22 protein-coding genes are annotated in these 25161 nt (G+C 66.9%); 9 read left to right on the forward strand and 13 right to left on the reverse strand.

All coding sequences use genetic code 11. The annotated features are described in order from the left end of the window. Positions 1 to 3 precede the first annotated feature (3 nt). Positions 4 to 537 (reverse strand): hypothetical protein, encoded by a 534-nt coding sequence (locus BGP17_RS00950; protein WP_167300777.1) that lies wholly within the window; start codon positions 535 to 537, stop codon positions 4 to 6. 153 nt (positions 538 to 690) lie between these two features. On the opposite strand from BGP17_RS00950, the gene BGP17_RS00955 reads away from it, so the two are divergent. The 3 genes from BGP17_RS00955 (at position 691) to nusG (ending at position 2204) form a co-directional block, all read left to right on the forward strand. Then, entirely contained in the window at positions 691 to 1263 is a 573-nt protein-coding gene (locus tag BGP17_RS00955; protein ID WP_167300778.1) for a YqaA family protein, read from the forward strand. Between the two features lie 168 nt (positions 1264 to 1431). Then, a complete protein-coding gene (gene secE, locus BGP17_RS00960) occupies positions 1432 to 1629 on the forward strand; it encodes a preprotein translocase subunit SecE (protein ID WP_086130263.1) in 198 nt (65 codons plus the stop codon). 35 nt (positions 1630 to 1664) lie between these two features. After that, a complete protein-coding gene (gene nusG, locus BGP17_RS00965) occupies positions 1665 to 2204 on the forward strand; it encodes a transcription termination/antitermination protein NusG (RefSeq protein WP_086130262.1) in 540 nt (179 codons plus the stop codon). Between the two features lie 208 nt (positions 2205 to 2412). Here the strand turns inward: nusG and BGP17_RS00970 are convergent, their stop codons facing one another. Then, a complete protein-coding gene (locus tag BGP17_RS00970) occupies positions 2413 to 3060 on the reverse strand; it encodes a hypothetical protein (protein ID WP_167300779.1) in 648 nt (215 codons plus the stop codon). 324 nt (positions 3061 to 3384) lie between these two features. On the opposite strand from BGP17_RS00970, the gene rplK reads away from it, so the two are divergent. Together rplK and rplA are read left to right on the forward strand one after the other, a co-directional pair. Continuing rightward, the gene (rplK, locus tag BGP17_RS00975; protein WP_086130254.1) at positions 3385 to 3816 is read left to right on the forward strand and encodes a 50S ribosomal protein L11; all 432 of its coding nucleotides are present in this window, start codon (positions 3385 to 3387) and stop codon (positions 3814 to 3816) included. A 4-nt stretch (positions 3817 to 3820) separates the two neighbouring features. Continuing rightward, positions 3821 to 4513: a 50S ribosomal protein L1 gene (rplA, locus tag BGP17_RS00980; RefSeq protein WP_167300780.1), complete on the forward strand. Its 693-nt coding sequence runs from the start codon at positions 3821 to 3823 to the stop codon at positions 4511 to 4513. A 142-nt stretch (positions 4514 to 4655) separates the two neighbouring features. On the opposite strand, the gene BGP17_RS00985 is transcribed toward rplA, so the two are convergent. From BGP17_RS00985 to BGP17_RS01000, 4 genes are all read right to left on the reverse strand, one after another. Continuing rightward, positions 4656 to 5120 (reverse strand): winged helix DNA-binding protein, encoded by a 465-nt coding sequence (locus BGP17_RS00985; protein ID WP_167300781.1) that lies wholly within the window; start codon positions 5118 to 5120, stop codon positions 4656 to 4658. Between the two features lie 15 nt (positions 5121 to 5135). Continuing rightward, on the reverse strand, positions 5136 to 5582 hold the full coding sequence (locus tag BGP17_RS00990) for a hypothetical protein (RefSeq protein WP_144034372.1): 447 nt from the start codon (positions 5580 to 5582) through the stop codon (positions 5136 to 5138). A gap of 30 nt (positions 5583 to 5612) precedes the next feature. After that, entirely contained in the window at positions 5613 to 5963 is a 351-nt protein-coding gene (locus tag BGP17_RS00995) for a hypothetical protein (protein ID WP_086130250.1), read from the reverse strand. Positions 5964 to 6030: 67 nt separating this feature from the next. After that, positions 6031 to 6507 carry a helix-turn-helix domain-containing protein gene (locus tag BGP17_RS01000; protein ID WP_167300782.1) on the reverse strand — a complete coding sequence of 159 codons (477 nt, stop codon included), beginning with the start codon at positions 6505 to 6507 and terminating at the stop codon, positions 6031 to 6033. A 246-nt stretch (positions 6508 to 6753) separates the two neighbouring features. On the opposite strand from BGP17_RS01000, the gene BGP17_RS01005 reads away from it, so the two are divergent. Then, positions 6754 to 8559, forward strand: a complete 1806-nt coding sequence (locus BGP17_RS01005) for a hypothetical protein (RefSeq protein ID WP_286710726.1) — start codon at positions 6754 to 6756, stop codon at positions 8557 to 8559. Between the two features lie 46 nt (positions 8560 to 8605). On the opposite strand, the gene BGP17_RS01010 is transcribed toward BGP17_RS01005, so the two are convergent. Beyond that, the gene (locus tag BGP17_RS01010; protein WP_167300784.1) at positions 8606 to 11191 is read right to left on the reverse strand and encodes a TonB-dependent receptor; all 2586 of its coding nucleotides are present in this window, start codon (positions 11189 to 11191) and stop codon (positions 8606 to 8608) included. A 406-nt stretch (positions 11192 to 11597) separates the two neighbouring features. Here BGP17_RS01010 and rplJ point away from each other — a divergent pair, with 406 nt between their 5' ends. Next, positions 11598 to 12113, forward strand: coding sequence for a 50S ribosomal protein L10 (rplJ, locus tag BGP17_RS01015; protein ID WP_167300785.1), 516 nt, complete (start codon positions 11598 to 11600; stop codon positions 12111 to 12113). Positions 12114 to 12167: 54 nt separating this feature from the next. Beyond that, the gene (rplL, locus tag BGP17_RS01020) at positions 12168 to 12545 is read left to right on the forward strand and encodes a 50S ribosomal protein L7/L12 (RefSeq protein WP_086130246.1); all 378 of its coding nucleotides are present in this window, start codon (positions 12168 to 12170) and stop codon (positions 12543 to 12545) included. Positions 12546 to 12613: 68 nt separating this feature from the next. On the opposite strand, the gene BGP17_RS01025 is transcribed toward rplL, so the two are convergent. Next, positions 12614 to 13795 carry a hypothetical protein gene (locus BGP17_RS01025; protein ID WP_286710727.1) on the reverse strand — a complete coding sequence of 394 codons (1182 nt, stop codon included), beginning with the start codon at positions 13793 to 13795 and terminating at the stop codon, positions 12614 to 12616. A gap of 125 nt (positions 13796 to 13920) precedes the next feature. On the opposite strand from BGP17_RS01025, the gene BGP17_RS01030 reads away from it, so the two are divergent. Beyond that, positions 13921 to 15921, forward strand: a complete 2001-nt coding sequence (locus BGP17_RS01030; RefSeq protein ID WP_286710728.1) for an acyltransferase family protein — start codon at positions 13921 to 13923, stop codon at positions 15919 to 15921. A 105-nt stretch (positions 15922 to 16026) separates the two neighbouring features. On the opposite strand, the gene BGP17_RS01035 is transcribed toward BGP17_RS01030, so the two are convergent. The 5 genes from BGP17_RS01035 to BGP17_RS01055 form a co-directional block, all read right to left on the reverse strand. Further along, on the reverse strand, positions 16027 to 17436 hold the full coding sequence (locus BGP17_RS01035) for a M16 family metallopeptidase (RefSeq protein WP_286710729.1): 1410 nt from the start codon (positions 17434 to 17436) through the stop codon (positions 16027 to 16029). Next, a complete protein-coding gene (locus BGP17_RS01040; RefSeq protein ID WP_286710730.1) occupies positions 17436 to 18824 on the reverse strand; it encodes a M16 family metallopeptidase in 1389 nt (462 codons plus the stop codon). Before BGP17_RS01040 ends, BGP17_RS01035 begins: the two co-directional genes overlap by 1 nt. A 125-nt stretch (positions 18825 to 18949) precedes the next feature. Further along, complete coding sequence (locus BGP17_RS01045) at positions 18950 to 20893, reverse strand: CocE/NonD family hydrolase (RefSeq protein WP_167300790.1); 1944 nt, start codon at positions 20891 to 20893, stop codon at positions 18950 to 18952. Between the two features lie 115 nt (positions 20894 to 21008). Then, positions 21009 to 22337: a hypothetical protein gene (locus BGP17_RS01050; protein WP_286710731.1), complete on the reverse strand. Its 1329-nt coding sequence runs from the start codon at positions 22335 to 22337 to the stop codon at positions 21009 to 21011. Positions 22338 to 22541: 204 nt separating this feature from the next. Next, positions 22542 to 24839 carry a TonB-dependent receptor gene (locus BGP17_RS01055; protein WP_286710732.1) on the reverse strand — a complete coding sequence of 766 codons (2298 nt, stop codon included), beginning with the start codon at positions 24837 to 24839 and terminating at the stop codon, positions 22542 to 22544. Positions 24840 to 25161 lie beyond the last annotated feature (322 nt).

Consider the following 25161-nt stretch of genomic DNA (forward strand, 5'->3'; position numbering starts at 1 on the left):
CGCCTATTTGATCCGCATGATCGGAATGAGCGTCATATAGGGCGGCAGGGGCACGGTGAACGCGCCGGCCGCAAGGTTGTGATGGTGATTGCCGTCATTCTTGTCGTCGTCGCTCGTCAGCACGTAGCGATAGCCCGAAGTCGGCGACTCCCCCTGGATGATGTCGTTGCGCACCGCGTCCGAATTCGATGCCGCGGTCGACTGGGTATCGATGCTCGGATTCGGCCAGCCGTCGATGCCATAGCCGCCTGCGGTGCCATAGGGGACGGTGCCCGCCCCCAGGACGAAGCGATCGATCAGGCTCGGCAGGTTCGAGCCATCGAACGGGCTGTCCGGATCATGCACCGTGCTGCCGTCGCACAGCATGAAGCCCGGCGGATAGGTCAGGACCGGCGCCGCCCCCGTACCCGACGAACCGGTCGTGAAGGCGGTGGGCGGCGGATACCAGAAGATCACCGTGCCGACGGGCACCGCGTAGAGGATCTCCACGGGCGGCTGCGACGGGGTCGGCGTACTCGTGGGGGCAGGTGTCGCCATGGCCGGGAGGCTATGGAGGGCGCCGCGCGGCCGCAAGCCGAATTGCCTCCGAAAAGGCCCTATGATCGCGGCGCCCACCGCCTTGCCATGGACAAGCTCCGGCACCGTCCATAAAGAACGCACATCTCCCGCATCGAAAGTTGCCCGGTCCCGATGTTCCGACCCTTGTACGACTGGGTGCTGCGCATGGCGCATCACCGTCATGCGCTGCGTGCGCTGTTCACGGTCTCGTTCGTCGAGGCGAGCTTCTTCCCGATCCCGCCCGATGCGATGATGATGCCGATGGTGCTCGCCCGCCGCGACCGCGCGTTCCTGATCGCGGGCATCTGCACGCTCGGCTCGGTGCTGGGCGGCATGTTCGGCTATGCGATCGGCTATTTCCTGACCGACTTCGCGAACCAGGTGCTCGAATTCTTCAAGCACAACGCGTTCCAGGAATTCACCGAGCAGTACAACAAATATGGCTGGGCGATCATCCTGGTGAAGGGCGTGACGCCGATTCCCTTCAAGCTGGTGACCATCGCCAGCGGCCTGTCCCACTATCCGTTCGCGCTCTTCGTCCTGCTCGCCACGATCACCCGCAGCGCCCGCTTCTTCCTGGTCGCGACGCTGCTCAAGATCTATGGCGCACCGGTGCAGGAGTTCGTCGAGAAGCGGCTCGACCTGTTCGCCTGGGGTTTCCTTGCCCTCATCGTGCTGGGTTTCGTCGCCGTCGCGCTGTTCTGAGCGGAGCCATTTCTTTTCCTGAGCGCGCCAGCTTGCACGCCCGCTCGCGACTCGCTAGATACAGCCCCCAATCCGACAGCGTGGGTGGGTAGCGCCGGTTCCTTCGAGAAGGACCGGGCAGCGGACCCGTGCCCCGCAGCCGGCGAACTTTGAAGCGAGGGTGCCCCAGTGGCGAAGACCAGTCCGATCGAATTCGTGAAGCAGGTGCAGACCGAGGCCCGCAAGATCGTGTGGCCGTCGCGCCGCGAGACCGTCATGACCGGCATCATGGTGATGATCATGACGACGCTGCTCGGCGTGTTCTTCCTCGGCATCGACTCGATCTTCGATTTCATCGTCAATTCGCTGCTGCGCCTCGCGCAGTAAGCCGCACCGCAGATAACGAGAGAAAGAACGAACGCATGGCGCGCTGGTACATCATCCACGCCTATTCGGGCTTCGAGGGCAAGGTTCGCGACCAGATCCTGGCCGACGCGACCCGCATGGGCCTCGATCGCCTGGTCGAGGCCGTCGAGGTTCCGACCGAGACGGTGACCGAGGTCCGTCGCGGCAAGAAGGTCCAGTCCGAGCGGAAGTTCTTCCCGGGCTATGTCCTCGCCAAGCTCGAGATGAACGACGATGTCTATCACCTGGTGAAGAACACGCCGAAGGTGACCGGTTTCCTGGGCTCGTCGGGCAAGCCGCAGCCGATCAGCGAGGCAGAGGCCGCGCGCATCCTGAACACCAAGGACGAAGCCGCCACCGCCGCACCCAAGTCGAAGGTCAAGGTGGACTATGACATCGGCGATACGGTGAAGGTGACGAGCGGCAACTTCGCGACCTTCTCGGGCGTGGTCGAGGAACTCGATTACGACAAGAGCCGCGTGAAGGTCTCGATCTCGATCTTCGGCCGCGCGACGCCGCTGGAACTGGGCTTCGAGGATGTCGAACGCGTGAAGTAGGCAACGCTCGCCTATTGTTGGGATTTCGAGAAGGCCGGGGCGAAAGCTCCGGCCTTTTTCGATGCCTGGCCGGCATCGGCAAGGGGCCGGTGAAGGCCGGCGATCGAAGAAGGCGAAGCGCCACCGCCGATCATGGCCGGCACTGCGTCCTGCCCCACTGCCGGGGAATGAGGGGCCGGCCGCTCCGACGCGACCGGCCCCCGCCCCTTCAGATCGCGATCTCGGTCCATTCGATCGTCGAACCGCCACCGCTCTGGGCCTGGTTGCTGCTCGTGTTGTAGGCGCCCATCTTCGGATAGAAATAGCGGCCGCTCTTGAGGCTGCCGTCATAGACGGTGCCGGCCTTGTCCCCATCCGGGTTCGATTTCTGGCAGACGACGCCGTTGATCCGATATTGCGGGCTCTGGCCGGTGCTGACCGATACGCTCACGTCGTAGGTGCTGCCCACCACCACCGTCGGCGCGCCGCTGCACACCTGGCTACCCTGTACGACATAGAATTCGTAATTGCCCCCCGATTTGGGCCGCACGGCAAGCTGGGTGATCGGCTCGGAAGGCCCCGAGGTCGCCCCCGCGGCGACGACGTTGAGCACCTGCATCACGCTCACATATTTTCCGCCGCTCACCAGCTTGAACCGCCCGCTCGCCGAAGCGCCCGTGGTGCTGGAGGTGCCGCGCAGCTCGGCGCGGCCGGGGGTGCTGTCGGTGCGCTGCTGGATTACGAAGCGCTTGCCGCCGCTGATATTGGCGATGCTCCCGCCGGAATCGGTATCGGTCGTATAGGCCCAGGCCACGCCGGCGGTGGCGAGGATCAGGCCGGTGGCCGCGATCAGCGCGGTACGATTATGTTTGAACATTGCATCTTCTCCAGGCGCCTCCTGGATTGCCCGGCAAGTCTCGTAGGAGCTGGTGCCCGCGCCGCCGGTAAGGACAGCCTGTTACGCGTCAGGCCAGTTGGCAAGGCCAAAGATGCACGGAAATGAATGGGCCGGCGCGCCATGCCGGACTCGCAGGCGCACGCACATGCCGGCCATTGCCTTTCACCCCGGGATGCGCTAGGCGCGCGCCCTTCCAAAGCAACAGCAATGGAAAATCGCGGGAGGCCGTGTCCGCACGGCCGCTTTACCGCTCGACTTGATCAGGGGCTCCAGCTTCGCGACGGCCCCGCGAAAGAGAGTGACATGGCAAAGAAGATTACCGGCTATATCAAGCTGCAGGTGCCTGCGGGCTCTGCGAACCCCTCGCCGCCAATCGGCCCTGCCCTGGGTCAGCGCGGCGTGAACATCATGGAATTCTGCAAGGCGTTCAACGCCCAGACCGGCGACGTGGAAAAGGGCACCCCGCTCCCCACCGTCATCACCGTCTATGCGGACCGTTCGTTCTCGTTCGAGACGAAGACGCCGCCGGCGACCTACCTCATCAAGAAGGCCGCGAACCTGAAGTCGGGCTCGAAGGAGCCGGGCAAGGTCTCGGCGGGCAAGATCGCCCGCTCGAAGCTGAGCGAGATCGCCCAGGTCAAGATGAAGGACCTGAACGCTAACGATATCGAGGCGGCCACCCGCATCATCGAGGGCTCGGCCCGCGCGATGGGCCTCCAGGTTGTGGAGGGCTAAGGACATGGCAAAGCTGACCAAGAAGCAGAAGACCTGGACCATCGACGCAGAGAAGCTGCACGGTGTGGACGAGGCGATCGCGCTGGTGAAGGCCAACGCCACCTCGAAGTTCGACGAGACCGTCGAAGTCGCGCTGAACCTGGGCGTCGATCCGCGTCACGCCGACCAGATGGTCCGCGGCGTCGTCACGCTCCCGAAGGGCACCGGCAAGACCGTGCGCGTCGGCGTGTTCGCCAAGGGTGCCAAGGCTGACGAAGCCCGCGAGGCCGGTGCCGACGTCGTTGGCGCCGAGGACCTGCTCGAGATCGTCCAGGGCGGCAAGATCGAGTTCGATCGCTGCATCGCGACCCCGGACATGATGGGCCTGGTCGGCCGCCTCGGCAAGGTGCTGGGCCCGAAGGGCTTGATGCCGAACCCGAAGCTCGGCACCGTGACCATGAACGTCGCCGAGGCCGTGAAGGCCGCCAAGGGCGGTCAGGTCGAGTATCGCGTCGAGAAGGCCGGCATCATCCACTCGGGCATCGGCAAGGCGTCGTTCCCGGCGGAAGACCTGCGCGCGAACTTCGACGCGCTGGTCGACGCGGTGGTCAAGGCCAAGCCGTCGGGCGCCAAGGGCAAGTATCTGAAGAAGGTCGCCCTGAGCTCGTCGATGGGCCCGGGCGTGAAGGTCGACGTCGCGGAAGTCGCGGCCGTCTGATCCACCGGCACAGCCGAACAAGGAAGGGCCGGGGGAGCGATCCCCCGGCCCTTTCCTTTTGCGCGCGTGCCGCGAAGGACGGAAAAAGGGCCGAAGGCACAGCCTCCGGCCCCTTTTCGGCCTCCCCTGCGAAAGGGACGGCTCAGACCACCGGATCGCCCGGCAGGGGGGTTTCCGCCTTCCACACGCTCCGCACCCGGCGGGCCCAGTCGTCGACGCGACGGATCGCCTCTTCGGTGAGCGTGACGATGCCTGCCCGATTGTCCATCGGGTTGGGCGTGCGGACCACCAGTCCGGCACTCTCGAGCAAGGCAAGATGACGGATCGCGGTGGTCTGCGGCGCCCCGCTGCCAATACAGGCACTGCTCACCGATACCGGCCGCCCCTTGGCGGCGGCGAGGTAGAGATCGAGCAATATGTCCCAGGTCGGCTCGCGGAACTGCCCGGCAATCGACCCGAAGGCATCGTCGCGCAGCCGGCGGGCACGATAGATGCCCTCCACCAGATCCGCCGCCGTTCCCGTGAACGCCACGCCTCCGGCAGCCGGCTTGGGCGGGATCATCGGCCGATCGCGCAGGCGATATGTGGAGTTGTCCGCCTCAGCCATGATGCCCCTCCTTCGTCAGGACCAGGCGGGATCCGCCCCGTAGCGTTTCAATCGCTGCCGATGCCGCGCCGCGCCGATCGCGATGAGCAGCGGGCCGGGATAGTTCCACGCGGCGTTCGCCACCGCATAGGACCATGGCATCAGCGAAGGCGTGAGCATCAGCAGATGCGTCACCACGATGTTGAGATACACCGCGGACAGCCACATCGGCCAATAGCGTTGCGCCCGTAGCGACAGCAGCATGGTGCTGAGGAACATGCCCGAATCGACCGCGAGCAGCCCCACCTCCATCTTCTGGAAGCGATATTGGCCAGACACCGGTGCGAAGTGCGATGCGACGATCGCGAGCACCAGAATGAGCACTGCAAGGCGCTCCGGCAAGCCTCCGCGCGTAACCGCGTAGAGACAGCAGAGGAGCAGCACGACCAGATAGACGAGCACGTTCATATGGCGCGACCGCACCAACGAACCCCAGCCAAGTCAAGGCCCCCCTCATGCTGCGACGGTGAGCGGAAGGATTTCCGCTTCGCCACGGGGGTCGTCATGACCCGGAGTCTCGAAGATGTCACCCGCTCCGAGCACCTGATGGCGCAGGCCGACGCCGCGCAGTTCGCCATGCGCCTTCTTGATGTCCGACATCGCGCCGAACACCTTGGCCGTGGCCGCACCGACATAATCGACGGCATCCTGGGCCTCGAGCGGATGGAAAGTGCCGTCGGCCCGGGCAGTGAGCACGGCGGTGCCCATCGCGAGCACCTTGAGCGCAGCTTCATTCACCGCGACTTCCGCAGGCCGCAGCGAGCGGGCGATACGCACGGCGGCAATCTTCTTCGGAGACGTCATGAGTCCTCCTTCGCGCAGCGGAAGGGCTGCGACGGATCTAGATTGGGTGGTTCGAAAGAGGCCGGGGCTAGCCGGTAATGCGCCAGAGCGCCCCCAGGCCGTTGAGGAAATTGGCCACCGCGATCAGCATCAGCAGCGCGAGGCCGAAAATCCACATCAGGCGGTTGAATGGGTCCAGATCATTTGTTTGCTTCCCCTGCCTCAGAAACGGAACCCGAAAACGCGGTTCGGCTTCGGACCGTTTCGGAGGCAATGGAACTCCCGAATGCACCGTTTCGGCAAGGTCCGCCGGCTCGGCCCCCAAATTTTGGGGGGGCGTTTCCCCAGCCTGCGCAGAGAGCTGCTCGTGCGCGGTCAGGATGCGCGCGGCCTCCCGCCGGCTCGAAACCCCCAGCGTGCGTGCCGCTTCCTTCAGATAGCCATCGACCGTGAGGGGCGAGAGCCCGAGCGCGAGGGCGATTTCCTTGGACGACATGCCGCGCGCGACGAGCCGCAGGCAATCGCGTTCGCGCGCAGTGAGTTGATCGATCGTCCCGGTCACCATCGCTGCCAGCTTTTAGCCATCGCGCGCGCGAATCCAACCGAGTTGGTGCGATTTTCAGGCGTTTCCTTTGTGAAGGGAGAATAGGAAAAATTGGCCGCAGCCGGCTGGAAATCCAGCCGAAAAGGCCTTCCCCTCCGCTTCCGGACCACCCGCGACTCCGGGCCTGGCCGAACCGCCATAGCGCGCTTCCCTCCCCCCGACGTAACAAGCATAGTAACGTACTGACAACAAAGGGGGAGAGGCGATATGCGTAGTGTCCGCGCGATTTTAGCACTTGCCTTGATCATCCTGCCCGGAAACGCCTCGGCACAGGAGGCAAATCCCCCCGCCCAGGATATGCCGATCGTGGTGCGGGGCCAGCGCGACCGGGCAAGCAACTGGCATCAGGCCGAAACCGATCACGTGGTGGCGATCAGCGAGGGCAGCGAGAAGGATCTGGCCCGGATCGCCCATGACCTGGAGCGGCTCCATTTCCTCCTGTCGGTGCTGCTGAACCGGGCCGACAAGCCCGATGATACACGCAAGCTTCGGGTGACGCTGGTCGGCGACGGCGCCGAATTCGATGCGATGGAGCTCGGGAATCTGAGATATTCGCCAGGCCCCTATAGCCGCGCCTTTCCAGGCCCCGCCTATTACGACCCCCGCGAGGACGGGGCGGTGTTCGCCGCGAGTCGCTACGATCAGAAGGCAGTCCTCGAACGGGGCCAGGACCTCGCCGGCATCCTGCCCGACCTGGTGCGCGCCACCACGCCGGCCGCCGTGGAAGCGCCCGGCGCCGGGGCCGAGAATCCCGGGGCGAGCGCGGCACTCTCGGCCAGCCATGCCGGCTCGATCGTCCGGTTCGGCCGCAACGATCCGCTCGCCGTCTCGGTCAACGAACTGGCCGTGCCGGTATCGGCGGAAGGGCGCATCCTTGCCGGCTATGCGCGCCATTTCCTGCTCACCTATTTCCCGCATGCCTATCCGCGCTGGTATGTCGACGGGTTCGGCGAGCTCTTCGCGACCCTGGCGACAGAAGGCGACGCCCGGATGGAATATGGCCGCGCACCCGCAGGCTATCGCAAGGTGCTGGATCGCTATCGGCGCTATCCGGTCGCGGACATCGTTACCGGCCGCTATCTGGCCGATCGCAATGCCGGCGAGCGCTGGACGCCGTTTCACGCCTGGGCGCTCACCCATATGCTGTTCTTCTCGAACGAACGGAAAGGCCAGCTCCGCACCTATCTCGCGACGATCGCCGCTGGCGGCTCGATGGAACGGGCGGCGGCGGCGTTCGGCGACCTCGGCAAGCTGCAGGACGAACTCGTCGCCTATGATCGGGGCAAGCTGCCCTTCGAGCGGATGTCCTATCCCGCCGAACGGGCCGCCGAACCGATCATCCGGCGCCTGAGCGAGGGGGAAGCCGCATTCGTCAAGGGGCGGCTGGAGCTCGGCGCGCGCCTGGCCATCCCGCCCGCGTCCGCGGATCCGAAGCCCGACAGGCAGCGCATCGCCGCGATCGCCCGCCGCGACGAATGGTTGAGGGGCCTCCGCCGCGACGCCGCGCGCTATTCCACGAACCGCGATGCCCAGCTGCTGCTGGCCGAAGCCGAATGCCGCAGCGACAACATGCAGGAATGCGCCGCCGCCGCCGCCAGGGCATTGGCCCTGGCACCGGGCAATGGCGATGCGCTTGCCTGGCAGGGTACGGCACTGGCCGGGATCGCGCTGGCCGCGCCGGCGAGTGCGCGTGCCGGCCAGCTAAGGGCCGCGCGGATCACGATTGCGCGCGCCAATCGCGCCGACAGCGAGAACCCGCTGCCGCTCCTGGCCTATTATCGCAGCTTCGCTGCTGCCGGCGAAACCGCGCCCGATGTGGCGATCGAGGGCCTGATGAAGGCAGTCGACGCCGTTCCCGCCGCCCCGGGATCCAGGCTGTTGCTGGGTGAGGCGCTGGCGAAGCGCGGCAATGTCGCGGCAGCCCGCAACGCGCTGATCGCGGTGGCCAACGGCCCCTATGAAACGCCGGAAGCGGCGCCGGCCCGCGCGCTGCTCTCCAGGCTCGAGCAATAGGCACGGGCCGGGAGCCTGGCCCCCGGCCCATGCCCGATGCCTGTCGTCAGAAGCCGGCCGAATAGGTGAGGAACCACTGGCGCGGCGGGATCGGATAGGCCGAATAATTGTTCGTCGCCGAGCCGACCGAAAGGGTCGAGACGCCCTTGATATCGCCCAGGTTGGTGATGTTGAGGCTGAGCTTCGCCTTCTTCATCCCCAGCATTTCGGCCGGCAGGTCCACACCGACGCTGAGCGAAGTGAGGAAATAGGAGCCGACGCTGGCGTCGTTCGAATAGGTCGCGAAGCGCTTGCCGACATAGTCGCCGACCAGCTGCGCCTCGACCGGGCCGACATTGAGCGTCGCGACGCTCTTGTTCATCCATTTCGGCGTGCCCGGCAGCTGCTTGCCGCAGGTCGGGACCACGCCACCGACCACCAGAAAGCCGCCGATGCAGCTATTGGTGGCACCACCGATGCCCGTCGCCGCCGAGCTATAGTCGCTCCGATATTTGGAGAGATTGTACGACGTGGCGTTGTAGAAGGAGAAGGTACGGCCGAAGCGCAGGGTGAAGGCGGCGTCGACGCCGTTGGTGCGCACGTCGCCCACATTGACCAGGATCGAAGTGCCGCCGGCGATCTGGCCGCCCGCGATGCCGCCCGGATTGGTCGAGATCGCCAGCAGCCGGTCGCTGAAATCGACGCGGTAATAGTTGATCTGCGCGTCGAGCCCGATGCCGCCGCCAAAGGTGCGATGGGTGCGCAGACCCGCCTCATAGGTCCAGCTGCTCTCGGGCTTGCCGTCATTGGCGAAGGCATTGAACGCAGTCTGGCTGCCGGTGAACCACGGGCCGCCGCCGCCGGCCAGATAGGCCTGATACTGGCGCAGGTTCTTCTGGACGTTGAAATAGGCTTCCTCGTGTCCGTTGAAGTCCCAGGTCGCGCCGACGGCGGGCAGGAACCATTTCAGCGTGTTGATCTTGCCCACCGGCAGGCCCCCGGTCAGGCCCGAGAGCGAACCGAGCCGGGGCTGCACCGGATACCAGCCATTGGCCCATTGCGCGCTGGTCTTGAAGCCGAACTGCACGAGCAGCGGCTCGAACACCCGCCAGGTGTCCTGGACATGGAGCTGCAACTGGTTGATCCGCGCCTCGCCCTGATATTGGGTGAACAGCGGCTGCATCACCTCGAGTGGACGGATGTACGGCGTGCTGAGCCCGGGATTGCCGGCGGGAACGGCATACCAGCGGCGCCACTGGGTGGTGCTGTTGTGCTCGAACCAGCCGCCCAGCTCGATCTGGTGGTCGCCCAGATCCATGTTGAGCGCAGTGATCGCGCCGCCGCGGTCGATGCGATATTCGGTGGTGCGGGTGATCATGCCCGAGCCGCCGGTGGCCGCGACCAGCGCCGCGCCGCGCGCCGCCGCCTGGGCGTCGGTCAGCGCCGTGCAGGCCGCCGGGCGGACGCCGTTGCCATTGGCGCCGAAGCGACAATTGGCCGGCAGGCTGGCGTAATTGGGATCGAGATAGGGCTGCGCCGTCGTGATCGACTGGCCGAGCGGGCCGGCGACGACGCCGGCACCGTCATTGTGGTGGAAGTAGATCGAGTTCGACAGCGTGACGTTGTCGGCGATCCGGGCGTCATAGCGCGCATAGGTGAGATAGTCGGTGCGCTGCGCATCCGAATAATAGTTGCGGTAGTTGCCGCCCTGGGCCGCCGGCGAGTTGCCCAGCGCATTGATGTAGCTGCGATAGCCGTTGAAATCCGAATAGAAGAACGGCTTGGTATAGGGTGTGTAGAGCTGCACCGGCGTGGCGGTGCCGCCGGCCGACGGCTTGAAGAAGACGGTGGCGTCCTCGTTCGGCTGCGTCATGTCGTTATAGTCGAAATAGAGCGTCAGCTTGCCGACCGCATCGTCATGGACGAACTTGGCATTGGCCTGCCAGCCGCCCTGCCAGCCGTTGAAGTCCCAGGCCTTGGCCTTTTGCCGCGCGACCGAGACGTAACCGGCATTGGTGCCGCCCCCGCCGAGATTGCCGGTGTCGAGACGCAGGAAGGTGCGCGAGGTGTTGTAGCTGCCCGCGGTCTGGTTGGCGGTCACGCCGAACGCCTGGGTGGGATCGGACGAATAGGTCTCCACCGTGCCGCCCAGGTTGCTGTTCGACGCCGTGGCGAGATCGCCGGCGCCCGTCGCCACCACGACGCGGCCGACATTCTCCGAAATCACCGCGCGCTGCGGCGAGAGGCCGTTGTAGTTGCCATAGCTCTGGTCGCCCAGCGGAATGCCGTCCATCGTGTAGCCGAGCTGGTTGCCGGCGAAGCCATGGATGAAGATCTGGGCGTTCTGCTCGTTGTTCCCCCAGGGATCGGCGGTGACGTAGAGCACGCCGGGCAGCGTCTGGATCGCCTTCAGCGGCGAGACGCCGGGCAGGATCTTCTGGATCTCGCTTGCCGGGATCGCAGTGGCCGAGCGCGTCTGCTTGGCGGTGACGAGGATCGATCCGTCGCCGGCATTCTCGGGCGCGTTGCCCTCGGGCGCGTTCTCGCCCGTGGCGGACGGAGTGCGGTCCTGGGCCTGCGCGGGGGCCGCCATTGCGGCGGCGGCAAGAACGGCGGCGCAAACGGTAGCGCGAAGCGTGTGGCGAACGGTCATCATACCCCCCTGGAGTCACGGCGTCGTTGCGCCGCAGCATCGCCGCCTAGGCGCGGTATGTGGCAGTCCTGTTGTGGTTCGGTGAAACATCCGGGAAACGCCGATGAAGCGCAGATGGCAACGCCCCCGCCCCTCTCCATCGGCGCTCCACGCTCGGTTGACTTATCCACAGATATCGCTATTGGCGCGCCTTCCTCCCTCGGGAGGAGACCGTCCGAGACAGCAAGCGCGGGGAATCTGCCCCGCTTAATCTCTTGCCTAGACGGGGACAGATTTTCACCGGCGGCTCCCTGCGTGGAGCGCGCGGGTCATGCCCAGGGATAACCGGGCACGACGATCCTTCCCCTCGGACATTTTGCAACCGGGCATTTCCCGCAAGGGAGACGCTCATAACGAGGAGACCGGCATGGATCGTTCCCAGAAGGCTGACGCCGTTGCCGAGCTGAACCGCACCTTTGGCGAGGTTGGCGTGGTGGTCATCACCCGCAACCTCGGGATGACCGTCAAGCAGTCGACGGACCTCCGTAACAAGATGCGTGAGGCCGGCGCGAGCTACAAGGTCTCGAAGAACAAGCTTGCCAAGATCGCTGCCAACGGCACCGATTACGCGGCGATCGCGGACCTGCTGACGGGTCCGACGGCGCTCGCCACCTCGATCGATCCCGTGGCTGCGGCCAAGGTGGCGGTCGAGTTCGCCAAGACGAACGACAAGCTCGAAATCGTCGGCGGCGCAATGGGCACCCAGGTGCTCGACCAGGAAGGCATCAAGGCGCTCGCCTCGCTGCCGTCGCTGGACGAACTGCGCGGCAAGCTCGTGGGCCTCATCGTCGCTCCGGCGACCAAGCTCGCGACCGTTACCCAGGCACCGGCCGCGCAGCTCGCGCGCGTTTTCGGCGCCTATGCGGCCAAGGACGCCGCATAAGCGGATCTTGCAAGTTTATTTATCCCGAAACATCTGATTTGATTGGAGTTTATCATGGCTGACCTTAACGCGCTTGTTGACCAGCTTTCGGAGCTGACCGTTCTCGAGGCCGCTGAGCTCTCGAAGCTTCTCGAAGAGAAGTGGGGCGTCTCGGCCGCCGCTGCCGTCGCCGTCGCCGCCCCGGGTGGCGCTGGCGCCGCTGCTCCGGCCGCCGAAGAGAAGACCGAGTTCGACGTGATCCTCACCGGCGACGGTGGCAAGAAGATCAACGTCATCAAGGAAGTCCGCGCCATCACCGGCCTGGGCCTGACCGAAGCCAAGACCCTCGTGGAATCGGCTCCGAAGGCGGTCAAGGAAGGCGTCAACAAGGACGAGGCCGAGAAGATCAAGAAGCAGCTCGAGGAAGCTGGCGCGACCGTCGAGGTCAAGTAAGCTTCTTAGCTTCTCAGCGAACAGATCGGGGCGGTCCGGCAACGGGCCGCCCCTTTCTTGTGTGCGGTTCAGGCCGCGACCACCTGCTTCGCGAAATAGCGGTGCGCCGCCAGCGGCCCTGTCGGCGCCGGGCGGTCTAGCCAGATCGGGCCGAGCTTGCCGCCCTGCCCCGCGGTGCCGAGCATGAAATCGGCACCGAAACGGCGAATGCTCAGCCCGCCGCGCCAGCGCAGGTCGATCAGCACGATAGGAACGAACATCGGCCGGCCGCCGAGCTGGACCACGTTCACGCTCGCGCGCGGAATGGCGACGCGCACCGGCATCCGTCCGCCACCCCCCGCCGGCAGATCGAAGGGCGCGCCGCCCGGCTCGCCCGGCGGCCCGCCATGGAAGCCGGCGATGACTTCGTCCTGCCGGGCATGCGCGCTCATCGCCGCGAAGGTAGCGCGGATATTCTCCGCCGACGCGCCCGAGACGTTGCCGATCAGCAGCTCGAACTCGAGCAGCACGTCGTCCTCGCCCGCGACGATCCGATGCGGATTGACCGCCAGCTCGAAAGGATCCGCGCCGGACGGGGAGAGCCGGGCCGGCGGCACGGGCGCCGGGACGGGCTCGGCCGGTCGCGCAGTGCGCTGCAAGCCGGGCGGCGCCTGGACCGGCGGCGCCGGGAGCGCGACCGGCTCGGCCTCGAACACTTCTTCCTCCGCTCCCGCGCGGCGGCGGCGCAGGAGCAACCAGCCGCCCAGACCGAGCAGCGCCGTTCCGCCCGCGCCGGCGAGCGCCCAGACCCAGGGCGAGGCGGCGGGTGCGGCCATGGGCGTGGGCGCCGCGGTCGGCTGAGGCGCCGGCGTCGACGCGGCCTGGAGGGACGGCGTGGCGGCCGGCAGGGGAACCGGGGCCGCGGCGGGCGCCGGGGCCGGCGCGGCCGCAACGGGAGCGGTTTCACGCGGGGCCGGCGTGGCGCGAGGCGTGGGCGTCGCGCGCTGGGCCGCGGGCGTGGCGGCACGGGCAACCGGTGCAGGCGTCGGCGTCGGTGCTGGCGCCGGCGTCGCGCTCGGCGCTGGGCCGATGCTGAAACGCTCGGGGATTACCCCCGGCAGCTGCTGCGGCCGGACGCTAGGCGGCGGAGTGATGATCGGCGCGGCGCTGGGGCTGGGGGCCGGAGCATCCTGCGCATGGGCCAGCGGCGCGGCGATCGATGCCGCGGCCAGACCCCATAGCCAACCAGTCCTGAGCCTCCCTGCGTTCACCATCATTTCCTGGCCTTCCGAAGATGAACGCCGGCTGCACGCCGCGCGCCGTTCGCCGCATGGCGAGGGCGGATTGTCCCTGCCGGTTCCGTCCCTTACAGGGCGAACGATCTGGGGAGATATTGGTGGCAGGCGAACGAACGGGGGACGGCCCCGGTTATATTCCGGCGATCGACGGGCTGCGCGCCATCGCCGTCACCTCGGTAATCCTCTTCCACCTCCGGCCCGGGGCGCTGCCCGGCGGCTTCACCGGCGTGGACATCTTCTTCGTCATTTCGGGCTTCGTGGTGACGGGTTCGCTGCTCGGCCGCGCGTTCGCCAGCTTCGGACAGCTCGCCGCCTGGTTCTATGCGCGTCGCCTGATGCGGATCATGCCGGCGCTGGTCGCGATGCTGCTCGCCACGCTGTTCGCCGCACAGCTCTTCATTCCCGATGCCTGGCTGAGCAACAGCCTTGCCCAGGTCGGCCGCTTCACCTTTCTCGGGCTCAGCAACGTCGTGCTGGCGACCGACACCGACAGCTATTTCGGCCCGCAAGCAGCCTATAACCCGTTCACCCACAGCTGGTCGCTCGGCGTGGAGGAGCAGTTCTACCTGTTCTTCCCGTTCATCCTGTGGTGGCATCACCAGTTGCAGGCCGGCGCCAAGGCGGTGCGGTGGGTAGCCATCCTGTCCGGCCTTTCGCTGCTGCTCTGCGCGGTGCTGGCCGCCTTTGCGAACAAGTTCGCCTTCTACCTGATCTTCCCGCGCTTCTGGGAGCTGGGCGCCGGCATGCTGCTCTGCCTGACGCGCGAACGCTGGCAATGCTGGGCCGCGGGCAAACGCTGGCTGGCGCCGCTGGGCGCGCTGCTGATCGCCGCCAGCTTCGCGCTGCCCGAGGGACCGTTCTTCCCCTTCCCCGGCGCGCTGCTGCCCGTCGCGGGCACCGCGCTCGTCATCATGGCGATCCTGGGCGGCACCGCGCCCCGCGCGCTCGCCAGCCGCCCGATGGTGGCGGTGGGGCTGCTCTCCTATTCGCTCTATCTCTGGCACTGGCCGGTGTTCGTGCTGTTCCGCTGGACCGCCGGCCTGCACACGCAGATGCTCCAGCTCGCCGCGCTTGCCATCACGGTGACGCTGGCGATCCTGTCCTATTTCCTGGTCGAGAAGCCGCTGCGCTCGAGCCGCCGGATGGCCGGATGGCCGCGCGGGCGCGTCGTTGCCGCGGCGCTGGCCATGGTGCTGGCCGCCGGGCTCGGCGGGCAGCTGCTGATCGCCGCGCACAACCGCATCACGCTCAGCGTCACCCGCGATCGCTTCGCCTGGTACGCCGAACCCGGCCGGCCGCTGCCGCTCGACCTTACCGGCTGCACGCCGATCGACGGCGAGGAACGGCTGGCGGGCGGCAAGGTGACGCTGTGGACGCCGCGCTGCGCCCGGCCGGGAGGCTTCACCCTGTTCGTGCCCGCGGATTCGCACGGCCTTGCCTATGCGCCCGCGCTGCGCCGGCTCGTCGCCGAGACCGGTGCGAGCGTGCGGCTCTATTTCCGGCCCGCCTGCCCCTATCTCAAGCTGATCATGAGTCATGCGGCACGCCCGCGCTGCGCCGACTGGTACGCGGCAGTGGAACGGGACGTGGTGAACCGGTCGCGCCCGGGCGACGTGGTGTTCCTGCCCGGGCTGCGCGTCACGCGCCTTGCCAACCAGTTCGAGAAGGACCGCGACCTGGCCGGCCGGCACGACGACACGGTCTCGGCCACCGCGCTCGCCGAAGCGCAGGGCATCACCCGGCGCCTCGCCGCCGGCGGCGCGCGGCTGGTGCTGGAGGCGCCCAAGCCGGTCTTCCCCAGCCCGGTCTTCCGCTGCACCGACTGGTTCAACCGCACCAACCCCGCCTGCCACGGGCTCACCATCGGGCGCGAGACGATGCTCCAGCGCCGCCGCGACGTGATGCGCGCGATGCACGAGCTGGCCGCCGGCCAGCGCAGCACCATCCTCTGGGACCCGCTGCCGATCTTCTGCCCCGGCCCGACCTGCGAGGCCGTGCCGGGCGGCCGGCCGCTGTTCTTCGACGGCGACCATCCGAGCGGGCTCGGCAACGACCTGATCTATGCCGACCTGAAGCGGACGATCCTGGCGGTTCGGTGACGAGAGACGCCCCTCCCCGAAGGCCTTGGCAATAGGGAAGGACCTGGCGCAACGATATCGCGGCGCCAGGCCTCTATCCCCTCCCTTCCCGGGAGGGGAAGATGCTCAGGGCACCGTCACATTGGTCATCGGCACGTTCGCCAGTTCGGGCTGGGCCTTGAGCTGCGGCACGACCGTCTTGAGATCGCCGACCACCACCAGCGTGAGCTTGCCCAGCGGATAGGAAGCCGTCGCCGAGGCCATCATCTGCTCCGGCGTCACCGCCAGCACCGCGGGAACGTAGCGCTCCGTCCAGTCGCCCGGCAGGCCGAGCAGGTCGCGCGTCGCCAGCGTGCCGACGACCGCGCCCGAGGTCGAGTTCGAGATCGCGAACAGCCCCGCCATATAGGTGCGGATGCCCTTGGCTTCCTCCGCCGGCACCGGCTCTGTCTGCATCCGGCGGATTTCCTTGAAGACTTCGTGCAGCGAGTCGCCGGTATGCTCGGTGGTTACATCCGCCTGGAAGCCCCACAGCGCCTGTTCGGGCGTGAAGTCGACGTCCGAATAGGGCGAATAGGTATAGCCCTTGTCCTCGCGGATGTTGCGGATGATGCGCGAGCTGAACGCGCCGCCGAGCAGCGCATTGGTCACGCGCTGCGGGATGTCCGCATCGGTGCCGGCACGGCTGGCGTCGAAGGCGAGGCGCAGCGTGGCCTGCGGCGCGCCCGGCCGGTCGATCAGCACGACCTGCGGGCCCGGCTTGTGCGGGCTGTCCAGCACCACCGGATCGGGACCCGCCGCCCAGCCGGCAAAGGCCTTGTCGATCGCCGCCTTCACCGCCGCCGTATCGAACCGGCCGGCGACGTAGAGATGCGCCCGCTTCGCGCCGAACTGGCCGGCATGGAACGCCTTCACCTGGGCGATCGTATAGCCCTGGAGCTGCGCCGCGCCGGGGATGAGGCGGCCATAGGGATGGTTGGCGCCATAGATGGTGCGGCCCAGCGCCACATCGGCCAGCGGGCCCGGCTGCGACAGCGTGATCGAGAGCTGGCGGCCGAGATTGGCTTTCACCCGGGCGAGCTCGCTCGCCGGCAGCGTCGGCCGGATCGCCACGTCGCTCACCAGCGCGACCGCGGCCGGCGCATATTCGGAAAGCACGTTCACGCCGACCGAAGTCGACTGCATGCCGGCGCTGACGTTGAGCTGCCCGCCCATCCCGGCCGCCGTGGCGGCGAGATCGGCGGCGGTCTTGCCCGCCGCGCCTTCCTTCATCAGCGCGCCTGTGGCTTCGGAGAGCCACACCGCCTCGCCTTCGTTGACCGCGCCGGCGCGCACGCGCAGCGACACGACCGTCTTGGGCGCGATGCCATAGGGGATCAGCGTGACCTGCAAGCCGTTGGGCAGCACATAGGTCTCGGTCGCCGGCAGCCTGAACGGCTTGGGATCGGCGATCGGGGGGGCCGGCGGGAAATTGTCCTGCGCCAGCGCCGGAACGGCGGCGAGCAAAGCCGCAACTGCCAGAATCGCGCGCTGCATCACTTGCCTCCCTTGGGCTGGGCGCCGGGCTCGATGACATAGACCGAGCGGTTGGTCTTGCGGAGATATTCCTGGGCGGTCTTCTGGATCAGCGCAGGCGTCACCTTGGCGAAGCCCTCCTCGATCCTGTTCACCGCGGCGGGATCGTTGTCGAACAGGGCATAGACGGCAAGCAAGTCGATCAGGCCGACACGGCCGCCCCCGTCGATGGTGCCGTACAGCTCCGAGCGCATCTTGGTGCGCGCGCGCTGCAGCTCCGCGGCGCTGACCGGCGTGGTGCGCAGCGCCTCGATCACCTCGTCCACCGCCTTGGTGATCTGCGCGGCCGAGTGCGTCGTGTCGTGCGTGAAGCTGAAGCTCCACAGCATCGGCCCGCGATAGTTGAACATGTTGCCGAGATCGCCGTTGATCCCGCCCGAAAGCTCGCCGGCGATGCCCGTATCGGAGACCAGCTTCTTGAACAGCCGGCTGTCGTCGCCCTGGAGCAGGATCTGGTCGATCAGCCCCATCGCATACCATTCGGGCGTGCCGCGTGCCGGCACGTGATAGCCCGCGGCATAGCCCGGCTTGGGCGCCAGCGCGTCGACCCGGCTCTTGAACTTCTCGGCAGTCTGGCGCGGCTCGGAAATGTCGGGCTGCTCGACCGGAGCGGCCGAGGCGATCGGAGTGAAATATTTCTCCACCATCGCCCGGGTCGCGGCATAGTCGATGTCGCCGGCGATCACGAGCACGGCGTTGTTCGGCCGATAGAATTCCTTCGAGAAGGCCTGGGCGTCCGGCACCGTTGCCGCCTCGATCTCCTTGAGATCCCCGTAGAAATTATGGCTGTTATACCAGTTGACGTTCGCCAGCATCGGCAGGTCGATCCACGGCCAGGTGCTGTAGGGCTGGTTGAGGACGTTGACCTTCACTTCGTTGCCGACCACGCCCTGCTGGTTCTTCAGCACGACGTCGTCGATCACCGGATTGGCCATGCGGTCGGCCTCGAGCCACAGCATCCGCTCGAGCGCGCCCGAGGGGACGATCTCGAAATAATTGGTGAAGTCGAACCGGGTCGAGCCATTGTTGACGCCGCCGGAATTGGTGATCGTCGTGTCGAACACGCCCTTGGGCGCGTGCTTCGATCCCTGGAACATCAGATGCTCGAACAGATGGGCGAAGCCGGTGCGATCCTTGGGCTCCACTCGGAAGCCGATGCCGTAATAGACGCCGACCGTCACCGTCGGCGCGATCGTGTCCCGCGTCAGCACCACCCGCAGGCCGTTGGGCAAGGTGAAATATTGCGCGTCGACATGCAGCTTGTTCGCGGCAGTGGCGCCGGCCTGGGCATGCGCTGCCGCCGGGAGCGCCGCCGCCGCAAGGGCAAGCGCCAGGCTCAAATGCTTCATCGTTCTGGACCCCCTGGGACTCGGGAACTGTATTGCGAGGTTAGCACGGCATGGGGCACCGGGCGCAAGAGCCGGATCCCCCGCCGGAGCGTTACGACAGCCCGCAACGCCGCGGTTCGGTCCGATTATTTCTCCGCGTTCGCCGACTGGTCGAGCGGCACCACCGGCAGCAGCACGCTGCTCGATTGCGCGCCGCCATAGATCAGCGTCACCGTCGCCTTCTGATAGTCTTCCGGCTTGGCGAAGAAGATGTTCGGGACGAACTTCTGCGGATTGCGATCATAGACCGGGAACAGGCTCGACTGGACCTGGACCATGATCCGGTGCCCCGGCTGGAAGACATGGTTCACCGTCGGCAGGCGGAACTTGTACTCCTGCACCTTGTTCGCCGGGATCGCGGTGGGATGCTCGAACGAGTTGCGATAGCGGCCGCGGAAGATGTCCATCGCGATCGGCAGCTGGAACCCGCCCATCTCCTTCTTCGTGACGTAATCGTCGGGATAGACGTCGATCACCTTGACCACGAAGTCGCCGTCGGTGCCCGTGGTCTTGGCGAAGATGTCCGCCAGCGGCGCGCCCGACACGCGGACCGGCGCGGTGAGCGGATCGGTCATATAGGTCATCACGTCGGGCCGGCCGTCGACGAAGCGCTGGTCGGTGACGAGATAGGTCGACCAGCGGCCGTCCTGGAAATTGACCGGACGCGGCAAATGCGGAACCGGCTTGGCGGGATCGGAGACATAGGAGTCCGAACCGGCGCCCGGCTTGTCGAAGCCCAGGCCCTCGGCCGGCTTGAGGTAGATCGGCGTCAGCTTGGTGCCGCAGCCGTCGTCGCAGGCCAGCGGCCATTTGCTCAGATAGTCCCAGCGATTCTCGCCGGTATTGTAGAAGCTCGCCTTGGCCGGGGTGAACGGCGGCGCGCCGTCCTTGAGATAGGCGTTGAAGAACGGCAGCAGGATGTCGCGCCGGGCCTGGAGCGCGGTGTCGCCCTCGAAGGCGAGCTGGCCGAGCGTCGAGCCGTTATAGTTGAAGCCGGAATGGCGCCACGGGCCCATCAGCAGGAAGTTCTTGTCGGCCTGGGGCGTCTTCTGCAGCGCCTCCCACGCATGGATCGCGCCATACATGTCCTCATGATCCCAGATGCCCTGCTCCCAGAGCGTCGGCACGTTCGAGGGATTCTTCGCCAGCAGCTTGTCGAGCGCCTGCTCCTGCCAGAACTGGTCGTAGGCGACGTGCTGGCTCATCTTGTTCCAGGCGGGCAGCTGGTCATAGCCGAACTGCTTGGCCCAGTCGCCGGCGCTGCCCACGCGGCGGAAGGTGTCGTAATCGTCCCAGTCCGGGCGAGGCGGCGCCTTGCCGGCGCCCTTGTAGCCGGTCTGCGCGCCGATCCAGCCGATATTCGCCAGGCGGAAGGCGCCGTGGTGGAACCAGTCGTCGCCCATCCAGCCGTCGATCATCGGGCTCTCGGGCGCGGCGACCTTGAGCGCCGGGTGCGGCCCCATCAGCGCCATCACCACGGTGAAGCCCTCGTACGACGAGCCGAGCATGCCGACCTTGCCGTTGGTCTCCGGGACGTTCTTCACCATCCAGTCGATCGAGTCATAGGCATCGGTGATATGATCGACCTTGGTCGGATTGAGGGGACCGACGGGGGGGCGCGTGATCACATAGTCGCCCTCCGACTTGTACTTGCCGCGAATGTCCTGGAACACGCGGATATAGCCCGCCTTGACGAACACCTCGTCGCCTTCGGGCAGGGTGTTGATCATCTTGCCGCTCTCGGTGCGGACGACGCGGCCGGCGGCGTTGTAGGGCGTGCGGGTGAACAGGATCGGCGCGTTCTTCGCCCCCTTCGGGATGATCATCACCGTGTAGAGCTTCACCCCGTCGCGCATCGGGATCATCACTTCGCGCTTGATATAGTCGGCCGGCAGCGCAGGCGGACTGAAACTGGCGGGAATGTCGTTGAAGGCGGGAGCCGGCGCCGGCGCGGGACTTTCCTGGGCCTGGGCGGCCGCGGCGGCAAGGAGGGCGGTTCCGGCGGCGAGCGCGAGCAGCGACTTCTTCATGTGACATCATCTCCCCTGAGGATGGCGTTCGATAGGCCCAAAACCGCGTGCATGAAAAGAGCCCGCCCCTCCCTTCCGGAAGAAGCGGGCTCCGATGTCCCCGATATTTCAGGGATCAGGCGTGCTCGGGCTGGCCATAGAGCTCGGCGGCGAGATCGTCGGTCACGTGCGGACGCGACGCACCGATCGCACCGATACCGCCTTCATAGGCCGGGCGGCCGATCCGGAACGCGGCCGCGGTGCGCGCCTCGCTGCCGTCGGGCAGCGTGTAGCGGGCCTCGGCAACGACCACCGGATTGAACATGCGGCCAAGATCGCCCTTGGGCACGGCGAGATGCGCATCGACGCGGGTGCCGTCGCCCGGATCGATCGAGACCGGCGGCACGATCGTCTCGCCGCGGCGCTCGGTGAGCATCCGCTCCATCTCGGTGCCCTCGGCTTCGTCGGCGAGCATGAAGCTGGAGATGCGGACGTTGCGCGCCGCGGTGTCGCCCGAATTGCCGACGGTCAGCTCGAAATCGACCATCGCCTCCTCCTCGGTGGTACCGGCGCTCACCGGGCGCAGGCCCAGCTCGATCCACGGGCGATGCGCGACGGGCGCGACCGCATCCGCGACACCGGCAAGGTCGTCCCTGCTCGCATCGGCGATCTCCGCTTCCTCGACCTGCTCGGCGACGGCCGGAGGCGTGGCCAGGGGCGCGACAACGGGCGGCACCTTGGCAATCCCTGCGGCATCGGGCGCGGCGACCGGCTCGGCCGCCGGCGCACGGGCCAGGGGCCGGGCACGAGCGGGCTCGACATGCGCGGGCTCGGTGGTGACCGCTTCGTCGTTGCGGCGGCGGCGCGTGAGCAGGAACACGGCAAGGCCGGCGATCACCAGCGCGAGTCCGCCGAGCAGCCATGGCCAAGCGATGCCGGTGCTGGTGCTGGTGCTCCGCTCAGTGCTGCTATCGGCCGTAACCGGCGCGGCCGCCTCGGGCGCCGGGGCCGTATCGACCTGGGGCGGAAGCGGCTCGGGCACCGTCCGGACGGGCGGCGATGGCGGCGTCACCGGAGTTTCGGCGGCCGGTGCCGCAGGTGCCGCCTGGCGGGCCGGTGCGGCTTCCCGCGCCGGCGCCGGCGCGGCACGGGTAGCGGTGGCCCGGGTCGTGGCGGCCCGCGTCGCGGTCGCGCGGCGCTCGGCCGGCACCGGGGCATCGGCAGCGGCGGCGCCGCGCTGCTGCTCCTCGACCGAAGGAACCGGCTGAACCACCGGCGCCGAAGGCTGGATCACCACCTGCGCCTGCGGCGCCGGTGCGGGAGCGGGCGACGGTGCCGGCGTCGTCATGATCGGCGGCGGCGTCACCTGTTGGGGAGCGTCCTGCGCATGGGCAGAGGTTGCGAAAAGCGCGGCACCGATCAACAGCGCGGCGCGTGGGCGGATGGGGGCGTGTGCTTGCGTCATAACGCAGGTTCAATGAATGGAACCCGGTATTGGCTTCCCCCGATTGCGCCGAGGCGTTGCCATTACGCGACAGGGCGAGCATCTAACCATTTGTCTAGAAAGGATTTTCTGCACGCGCGACCACGCGAAAAGTTCCAACGCGCCCTCGGAGGCGGAACCTGACGGAGGAGCGGACGCCGCCCGCCCCTCCGTCACGCCGGGTCGTCAGAAGCGCCCGGTCAGCTGTGCGCCATAGAAGCGCGGTTCCGCGGGAATGAAGGTCGGATTGCCGAAGCCGCCGCCCGTATTGCCGGCATCGAGCAGATAGCGCTCGTTGGTCGCGCTGCGGATATAGGCCGCGATCTCGTATCGGCGATCGGCAAAGCTCAGGCCGGCCCTTGCGTTGACCAGCATCACGCCATCCTGCGAGATCGCCTCCTTGTTGGGCACCTCGAAATAGATCTTGCTGCGATAGGTCACGCTCGGCGTCGCGAAGACGCGGATGCCCCCGCCGATCTCCGCATCGACGGTGAAGCCGCCCGCCGCCTGGACCTCGGGCTGGAGCCGGAACTTGTTCCCGGCATAGACGCCGTTCGCCTTGGTCTTGTCGATCCCGCCATTGATATAGCCGATATTGCCGAACACGCTGAACCACGACGCCGGCCGGAGCAGCAATTCCGCTTCGACGCCGAGATTGCTCGCGCTGCCGGCGCTCTCGGTGATCTGCGCTCCGACCGGGCGGCCCGAGGGGTCATTGGCATCGGTGACGACGCGCGAGATCTGGAAGTTGCTGTACTTCTGGTAATAGACGCCGAGCGAACCCGAGACGATGCCCTTCGACGCCTTGATGCCGCCCTCATAGTTCCAGACCGTTTCCTCCGGAATCAGCGAGGGCGCGGCGGCACCCTGGTTCACCGTCGGCGAGCGGCGGCCCTTGGAGATCGTGCCGTACAGGTTGATGCCGTCGCTCAGGCGGTAGAGCAGGTTGAAGCGCGGCAGGAACGCCTGAAAGCTGTCCTGCGTCCAGCGCGTGCCATTGGTGGTCGCCTGCCCCGGGATCAGCGGGGCGCCCGTCAGCACCGATTTCGGCGCGACGGCGAAATAGCCCGACTTGCGCTGCTCGATCAGCGCGCGGATGCCGGCGGTCACTTCCAGCCGCGCGGTCGGCATCCAGGTCACTTCGCCGAACATCGAATAGCTGTCGTTGATGCCCTTGTTGCCGAAGATCGAGCGATAGGGGATCACGGTCGCCGCGCCGCGGGTGAGCAGGCCGGTCGCCTGCGCGGCCGTGACCGTGCCGTCGGGCGCGACGCATCCCAGGCCCTTGATCACATTGGCGGCGCACTGGAGATAGGTGCCCTCCTCGCTCGAGAACGGCACTTCCTGCCGGCTGTTCTCGTGGAAGACGTTCCAGCCGAAGCTCGCGCGGACATGATCGTCGCTATAGGCGAAGCGCGATTCGTGGCTGATCTGTGAGCCATAGGCGCCCTCGGCGAATTCGAGATACCAGGCGGCCGAACCGTCGGCATCGAAGATCTCGAGCGAGTCGAAGCTGCGATAGCCATTGACGGTGGTGAAGTTCCAGCCGTCGGCGAAATCATGGCTGATCGTCAGGTTGCCGTCATAGACGTGGCGGTTGAGCCCCAGCTTCGCGGCGCCCAGCGCGCCCTTCGAGAGCGGCGAGCCCGAAAGATTGGCATAGCCGAACGGATCGGCCGGTCCGCGCGCGGTCGGATAGAGCTTCGAGATGAACGGCGTGCCGCTGTTGCGCTGGCGGTCATAGGTGCCGATCAGATCCACCGTCAGCGCATCGCTGGGCGTGAAGCGCAGCGAGGCACGCACGCCGAGCTGGTTCTGGGCGTAGAGATCGCCCTGGGTGGCCGAGAGATTGCGCACATAGCCGTCGCGCTTCTTCCATTCGAAGGCGACCCGGCCGGCGATCACGTCCGAGCCGAGGTTGAGATGGCCGCCCAGCTGCCTCTGGGCGAAATTGCCGATGCCGCCGGACAGCTCGCCGGAGAAGCCGGCGCGCGGCCGCGCCGAGACCATGCTGATCGCGCCGACGGCGGAGGCGGTGCCGAACAGCGTCGCCTGCGGCCCCTTGATCACTTCGACGCGGTCGAGATCATAGACCGCCTGATAGGCGCCGCGCGACCGCGAGATGTCGATGCCGTTGTAATAGAGGGTGACGCGGGCGGCCTGCTGTGCCGAACCGCTGTCCGAGGTGATGCCGCGGATCACGATGCCGGGATTGTTGGCGCTCTGCTCCTGGATGTTGAGGCCGGGGACATAGGCGGACAGCTCGTCGAGATCCGACACGCCGAGTTCCCGCATCCGCGCATTGCTGAGCGCGGAGATGGTGATCGGCACGTCGCTCGCCCGCTGCTCGATCTTCTGCGCGGTGACGACGATCTCGTTGCCCTCGGCCGCTTCCTGCGACACCGCCGGCCTCTCCTGCGCATGCGCCACGCCCGTTGCCGTCGATGCCAGAAGCGCCGCGAGCAATTTCATCCTGTTGGTCATGGAACCGACCCCCTTCTCTGTTGACCCGAGAGGAGGCCAGTGCGGACCAAATATGAACTCTACGCTGCATCACGGCATAATATTTGTTGCAATTGCGAAGCGATTTGCGGTCAGCCGGGCGCCCGCCCGGCCTTCGCGCCGGCCATTTGACAGAATCCAACAAGCTACCTATATGCCGCCCTCCACCACGGATCCGGGAAATGATGCGTCGTCGCGCAGCGCATCGGGCGAATTGGGTTCATGGTCTCATAGGACGCTGAAAGCTGCCGAAACCCACCATGGGAGTCGCGCGGCTTTTTCTGCGTCCTTCTGTGCGTCCCGG

Origin of the sequence: Sphingomonas sp. 67-41 (assembly GCF_001899725.1) — a bacterium.
In the GTDB taxonomy this organism is placed as follows: Bacteria; Pseudomonadota; Alphaproteobacteria; order Sphingomonadales; family Sphingomonadaceae; genus Sphingomonas; species Sphingomonas leidyi.

Coding starts and splice junctions, on each gene's coding strand:
- nusG (WP_086130262.1), top strand. CDS start 1,665: ATGGCGCGCTGGTACATCATCCACGCCTATTCGGGCTTCGAGGGCAAG.
- BGP17_RS01055 (WP_286710732.1), bottom strand. CDS start 24,839: ATGACCAACAGGATGAAATTGCTCGCGGCGCTTCTGGCATCGACGGCA.
- BGP17_RS00970 (WP_167300779.1), bottom strand. CDS start 3,060: ATGTTCAAACATAATCGTACCGCGCTGATCGCGGCCACCGGCCTGATC.
- BGP17_RS00985 (WP_167300781.1), bottom strand. CDS start 5,120: ATGGCTGAGGCGGACAACTCCACATATCGCCTGCGCGATCGGCCGATG.
- rplA (WP_167300780.1), top strand. CDS start 3,821: ATGGCAAAGCTGACCAAGAAGCAGAAGACCTGGACCATCGACGCAGAG.
- rplL (WP_086130246.1), top strand. CDS start 12,168: ATGGCTGACCTTAACGCGCTTGTTGACCAGCTTTCGGAGCTGACCGTT.
- BGP17_RS01040 (WP_286710730.1), bottom strand. CDS start 18,824: ATGAAGCATTTGAGCCTGGCGCTTGCCCTTGCGGCGGCGGCGCTCCCG.
- BGP17_RS01050 (WP_286710731.1), bottom strand. CDS start 22,337: ATGACGCAAGCACACGCCCCCATCCGCCCACGCGCCGCGCTGTTGATC.
- rplJ (WP_167300785.1), top strand. CDS start 11,598: ATGGATCGTTCCCAGAAGGCTGACGCCGTTGCCGAGCTGAACCGCACC.
- BGP17_RS00950 (WP_167300777.1), bottom strand. CDS start 537: ATGGCGACACCTGCCCCCACGAGTACGCCGACCCCGTCGCAGCCGCCC.
- BGP17_RS00955 (WP_167300778.1), top strand. CDS start 691: ATGTTCCGACCCTTGTACGACTGGGTGCTGCGCATGGCGCATCACCGT.
- BGP17_RS01010 (WP_167300784.1), bottom strand. CDS start 11,191: ATGACCGTTCGCCACACGCTTCGCGCTACCGTTTGCGCCGCCGTTCTT.
- BGP17_RS01000 (WP_167300782.1), bottom strand. CDS start 6,507: ATGGTGACCGGGACGATCGATCAACTCACTGCGCGCGAACGCGATTGC.
- BGP17_RS01035 (WP_286710729.1), bottom strand. CDS start 17,436: ATGCAGCGCGCGATTCTGGCAGTTGCGGCTTTGCTCGCCGCCGTTCCG.
- rplK (WP_086130254.1), top strand. CDS start 3,385: ATGGCAAAGAAGATTACCGGCTATATCAAGCTGCAGGTGCCTGCGGGC.
- BGP17_RS00995 (WP_086130250.1), bottom strand. CDS start 5,963: ATGACGTCTCCGAAGAAGATTGCCGCCGTGCGTATCGCCCGCTCGCTG.
- BGP17_RS01045 (WP_167300790.1), bottom strand. CDS start 20,893: ATGAAGAAGTCGCTGCTCGCGCTCGCCGCCGGAACCGCCCTCCTTGCC.
- BGP17_RS01005 (WP_286710726.1), top strand. CDS start 6,754: ATGCGTAGTGTCCGCGCGATTTTAGCACTTGCCTTGATCATCCTGCCC.